Raw genomic sequence first — 5,897 nt, forward strand, 5'->3', positions numbered from 1 at the left:
GTCCGGCATCCGCCCCGGCGCCGTCATCCTGGGCGAGGCCACGGGGCTGGACCTGTGCACGGGGCACCGCGGGCACGCGGAGCTGGCCGTGGAGATCCACGGCGTCGCGGCCCACGCCAGCACGCCGGAGCGGGGGCGCAATCCCAACGACCTGCTGCCGCACGTTCTTCTCGCCCTCCGCGACCTGTCCGACGCGCAGCCGTCTCATCCGGTCCTGGGCGCGGCCACGCTGACGCCGACGGTCATCGAGGTGTGGCCCCGCAGCGGGAACGTGGTGCCCGACCGGGTGCGCATCACGCTGGACTGGCGGGTGCTGCCGGGCTGGGACGAGGCCGAGGCGCTGGAGCAGATCCGCTCCGCCATCGCCGCGCGGGTGCCGTCCGTCGAGGGGATGCGGGTGGACGTACTGCCCGGGCGGGCGCGGTTCCAGGCGTGGACGGGCTACGAGGAAGAGAACAGCAACTTCACGCCGGGCTTCCTGCTGGACGACGATCATCCGCTCGTCGTCGCGGCGGCGCGGACGCTGCGCGAGGTGCTGGGGCGGGCGCCGGAGATCCGCCCGTGGAAGTTCGGCACGGACGGCGGGCACAGCTGCGGGACCCACGGCGTGCCGACCATCGGCTTCGCGCCGGGGCGGGAGGCGCTGGCGCACACCAACCGCGAGCGGCTGGACCTGGAGGAGGCGCGCGTTGCCTTCGACGCGTACCCGGTGCTCATCCGCGCCGTGCAGGGGGCGCTGGCGGAGGCGCGGGGGATCCCCGTCCGCGGCATTCACCCGCCGCTGGCCGTCACCGGCTGATCCGCCCGGTCCCGTGGGACGAAGGCGTCACCGTTTCCGCAGGGAAACGAAGGCCCGGAGCGCCGCCGCCGGATGGAACGGGCGACGGGAGCGGCTTCGGAAGACGGCGGGTGACGCCAGCGTTAGTGTGACTGCTGGTGGCGTGATACGGTCGATCGTGCGCCCCTGCGCCTGAAGGCCGGGGGGATGCCCGGAAGCGCCCGCGTGGGAACGCCGGGACCGGGATGCACCCCGGCGTGCGGGCCGGCCGGGTTCCCGCGCGAATAGGGGGGATTGTCACGTATCCGGCCCCGCGGACACGTTCGTTCCGCGTCCGCGCGATCCCCTCCCGGCGCGCTCTCTTTGCGCGGTGACGTGAAGGGTTTACGCTGGATGATGTTTCCATTGCTGGCGGCGGAAAATACGGGAGCATGCCTTGACGGGGTGGATGAACTTGGCTATCCTCATCGGGCACCGAAATAAAAATGTCGTTGCGGGTTAGTCCTGCCGCTTCCGGATTCCGTCGCGCTCGTGCTCCGGGCCTCGTTCCCAAGCCAAGAGCCGCGCCGGGTCTGCCTGTCTCAATCCGACACAAATCTTAATCACAGCAGGTTGTGCGTCCCGACACGGGACAGCTCCATCCCGGTACGGGAATGGAGTGCCGTCCTGTCGTCTGGTTTTGCCGCGGGGCGAGTGCCGGCCCATCCGCCCGGACGCCACATACGGGCGTCCGGCGGCCGCGGGGCCGCCATCTCGCCCTTCACGTTACAGGATTTGCGCATGATCCAGGTCCTTCCCTCCGCGCCCCGGCTTGCCCCGGAGCGCGCGGAGCCGAAGCTCAAGATCCCCGTCTTTCCCGCCCGGTCCGGGCTCTTCACGGAGCGCGTGGGCCGCATGGGCACGGAGGAGGCGTTCAACCTGGGCGCGCGGGTGTCGGAGGTGGAGTCGCTGGGCGAGCGGGTGATCCGCTGCAACATCGGCCAGCCGGACTACCCGCTCCCCGGGCACATCGCCGACGCGCTCAAGCGGGCCGTGGACCGCGGCCTCACCACCTACTGCGCCCCCGAGGGCATCCCGGAGCTGCGCCGCGCCGTGGCCGAGTCGCTGGGCGAGCGGCACGGGCTGGACATCGACCCGGACCGCGTGGTGGTGTTCCCGGGGCACCGTCCCGCCATCGGCTTTGCGCACCTGGCCTACGTGGAAGCGGGCGACGAGGTGGTGTACCCGTCGCCCGGCTATCCCCTGTACGAGTCGTTCATCCCGTTCTACCGCTCCGTCCCCGTGCCGGCGGTGCTGCGCGAGGAAGACGGGTTCGGCCTCACGCGCGCGGTGTTCGAGCCGCTGCTGAACGAGCGGACGGCGCTGGTCTTTCTGAACTACCCCTCCAACCCCACGGGGAGCGTGGCCACCCGCGCGCAGCTGGAGGAGCTGGCGGGGCTCTTCCTGGAGCGGACGGGCCCGCACGCGCGCGTGTTCTCGGACGAGGCGTACGAGGCCATCAACTTCGACGGGCACGAGCACGTCTCCATCGCCTCCCTCCCGGGGATGGAAAGCCGCACCATCCTCTCCTCGGGGTGCAGCAAGACGTTCGCGTGGACGGGCGGCCGGGTGGGCTGGGCCGTGTACCCCACGGTGCGCGAGGCGCAGGTGGCCCGGCGGCTGTCCATCAACCACTTCGCTTCCATCCCGCCGTACAACCAGTGGGCCGCCGTGGAGGCGCTCACCTCGCCCCTGAGCGCCCCCGCCATCCAGGAGATGGTGAAGGGCTTTCAGCGCCGGCGCGACCTGGTGGTGGGGGGGCTCAACGCCGTCCCGGAGTTTCGCTGCCACACGCCGCGGGGGGCGTTCTACGCCTTTCCCAACGTGAGCGGCGCGCTGGAGCGCCTGGGCGCGCTGCGGGCGCACGCGCGGCTGCCGGAGGAGGTGCGGACGCACACCAGCCCGGCGACGCTCTTTCAGCTCTTTTTGCTGCACGCGTACCGGGTGGCCACGGTGGACCGGCGCTCGTTCAGCGTGCACGGCAGCGAAGGGCAGCATTACCTGCGGATCTCCACCGCCACCTCCGAGGCCGACCTGGAGGAGGCGGTGCGCCGCATGGCCGCGGCCGCCGGCGACGAGGCGGGGTTCCAGCGGTTTGTCGCGTCGGGGGCCAAGCTCACGCTCTCCTGACCCGCCCGCGGGGCACAACACGGTGCCCGCGCGGTTCCCAAAGGCGATTCTGTTCCCGACTCTCACGCAAGGAGAAGCAATGGCCCGGCACGCGAAGCACGTAGAAGACGTGGCCACGGCGATGTCCATCAAGTTCAACGCCTACAGCACCGCCCTCAAGGCGGCGGGCGAGGACGTGACCATCTGCTCGTTCGGCGAGGCCTATTTCGACATCCCCCTCCAGCCGTTCGACACGCTCCCGTTCCCCTCGCTGTACCACTACTCGGATTCGCGCGGGCTTCCCGGGCTGCGCCAGAAGCTGGCGGCGTACTACGAAAGCGAGTACGGGGTGCCCGTGGACCCGGCGAGCGAGATCGTGGTGACGGCCGGGTCCAAGCTGGCCGTGCACATGACGTTCATGGCGCTGCTGGAGCCGGGCGACGAGGTGGTGGTGCCGGAGCCGGCGTGGGTGAGCTACAGCGAGCAGGTGCGGCTGTGCCACGCCACCCCCGTGATGGTGCCGCACGACGTGCCCGTGACGGAGCTGGGCGAGTGGGTCACGCCGCGCACCCGCGCCATCGTCATCTGCTCGCCCCAGAACCCCACGGGCCGGGTATACACGCGCGACGAGCTGCGGTACCTGCACGCGGTGGCCAAGGAGCACGGCATCTACCTGGTCTCCGACGAGGCGTACAGCGACTTCGTGTCGGCCGAGCCGTTCATCTCCACGGGCCTGGACGACCCGGAGAAGGAGCACACCATCATCTGCAACACCATGTCCAAGGGGTGGGGGCTCTCGGGGTGGCGCATCGGCTACCTGATCTCCAACGCCACGGTGATGGAGCAGCTGCTCAAGATCAGCCAGCACCTCATCACGTGCCCGCCCACGATCCTGGCGCAGTACCTGGAGCGCCACTTCCACGACATCCTGGCCGTCACCAAGCCGCAGATCCAGGAGGTGGTGGCCAAGCGCGCGGAGCTGGCCCGGTACATGGACGAGATCGGGCTGACGTACATGGACGGGAGCGCCACGTTCTACTTCTTCGTGAGCATCGCGCCGTCCACCCTGGCCTCGGAGCCGTTCTGCCTGCGCCTGCTGCACGAGGAAAAGGTGGCCGCGGTCCCGGGCGTGGGGTACGGCAGGTCGTGCGACGGGTACATCCGCGTGGGCGTGGGCACGGAGAGCATGGACCGCATGAAGGCCGCCCTGCGCACCATCAAGGCGCTCATCGAGGCCACGAGCGCTCCCGCCCCGCACCCGGCCCTGGACGCCATCCGCGGCCTGAAGGTCGTGGGCGGGTACGAGGACGAGGTCGGGGCGGAGGTCGGGGCGGCGGAGGAGGACTGCGCGGCCGTCTGACCGGGACGGGAGCGCGCGCCGGGCCCCCACCGCCACGGGGCGGTGGGGGCTCGCGATCGTTTCGTTCTCTTTACGCCATGTAGAGACAGTCTCCCCAGCGGTCCCGGAGAGCGGCGCGCGTGCGGGCCGCCGTTCGCCGGGCCCGCTGTGCGTGCGTAAAAATGTACGCGGAAAGCAGTTGCGGCGCGGATCGGACCGGCCGGGGTCCCTTGAACAAAGGCGCCGGCAGGGGTTATACTTGTGCTCTTCCGCTGATCGTTTGCCGCCCCAGAATAAGCGATCGCCCGGGCTTGGCGCGTCGTGAGAACGGCGCTCGCCCCGCGTCCCGCGCGCGCCGCCCGGAGCCGTACCGTCCGCCCGTTCGGCGGGCCCCGCGGAACCCACCCCTGCAACTGCCTGCACCTGAGCTGCCATGTCGATTGTCACGAACGAGCCGAGTTCCACGCCGGGTGAGGACACGCCGGCCCGGCCGGATCCGGCCGGGCCGGCGCGCATTCGTGCGGACGGGCTGCGGGTCGCCGGGAAGGAGCCGGAGACGGGCCTTTCGGCGCTCCTGGACGAGCTCCGCGACCGTGGAATCGTCCTGGCCTGCGAAGGGGACGAGCTGGTCGTGCGCTCCACGAAGCGCGCCCTGGACGCGGCGCTGGTGTCCGCCCTGCGGGCCAACAAGCCGGCGCTGCGGGAGCTGGTGCGGTCGGGCGGGTACGAGGCGGCCATGGCGCCTCCCCCGGCCCCTCCGCTGGTGGAGCTCACGGAGGCCGAGCACGCGCGGGTCGTGGCGGCGGTGCCGGGCGGCGCGGACAACCTGCAGGACGTGTATCCCCTGGCGCCGCTGCAGGAGGGCATCCTCTTTCACCACCTGGTGACGGCGGAGGGCGACCCGTACCTGCTGGGGTCCATCCACGTGTTCGAGAGCCGGACGGCCGTGGAGCGGTACCTGGACGCGCTCCAGGCGGTGATGGACCGGCACGACATCCTGCGCACGGCCGTGATCTGGGAAGGCCTGCGGGAGCCGGTGCAGGTGGTGTGGCGAACGGCCCGGCTGAAGGCCGACGAGGTGGTGCTGGACCCGGCGGGCGGGGACGCGGCGGCGCAGCTGTACGCGCGGTTCGATCCCCGGCGCCACCGGATCGACCTGCGCGAGGCCCCGCTCATGCGCGCCCACTTCGCGCACGACGCGGCGGCGGACCGCTGGCTGCTCCTCCTCCTGCGCCACCACCTGATCAGCGACCACGCCACCCTGGAGGTGCTGCAGGGGGAGATCGAGGCGCACCTGGCGGGGCGCGCGGACGCGCTTCCCGCGCCGCTGCCCTTTCGCGACTTCGTGGCGCAGGCGCGCACCGGCGTGAGCGAGGAGGAGCACCGGGCGTTCTTCACGGAGATGCTGGGCGACGTGGAGGAGCCGACGGCGCCGTTCGGGGTGCTGGACGTGCGGGGCGACGGGTCCGCCATGCGCGAGGCGCGGCTGGAGGTGGACCCAGCCCTTTCGGCCCGGCTGCGGGAGCGCGCGCGTGCGCTGGGGGTGAGCGCGGCGGCCGTCTTTCACGTGGCGTGGGCACAGGTGCTGGCGCGCGCCTCGGGGCAGCAGGACGTGGTGTTCGGCACGCTGCT

At 71.5% G+C, this 5,897-nt stretch carries 4 protein-coding genes; all 4 read left to right on the plus strand.

All coding sequences use genetic code 11. The features are described 5' to 3' along the window. On the plus strand, window positions 1-799 hold a 799-nt coding region (locus VFZ20_RS15150; RefSeq protein WP_329684745.1), incomplete at its 5' end, for a M20/M25/M40 family metallo-hydrolase. Between the two features lie 759 nt (window positions 800-1,558). Further along, window positions 1,559-2,947 (plus strand): pyridoxal phosphate-dependent aminotransferase, encoded by a 1,389-nt coding sequence (locus VFZ20_RS15155; protein WP_329684746.1) that lies wholly within the window; start codon window positions 1,559-1,561, stop codon window positions 2,945-2,947. 79 nt (window positions 2,948-3,026) lie between these two features. After that, complete coding sequence (locus VFZ20_RS15160) at window positions 3,027-4,286, plus strand: pyridoxal phosphate-dependent aminotransferase (RefSeq protein ID WP_329684747.1); 1,260 nt, start codon at window positions 3,027-3,029, stop codon at window positions 4,284-4,286. A 412-nt stretch (window positions 4,287-4,698) separates the two neighbouring features. Beyond that, window positions 4,699-5,897 (plus strand): condensation domain-containing protein (locus tag VFZ20_RS15165; RefSeq protein ID WP_329684748.1); only part of this gene is annotated, 1,199 nt, incomplete at its 3' end.

This window comes from Longimicrobium sp. (genome assembly GCF_036280135.1).
GTDB lineage: Bacteria > Gemmatimonadota > Gemmatimonadetes > Longimicrobiales > Longimicrobiaceae > Longimicrobium.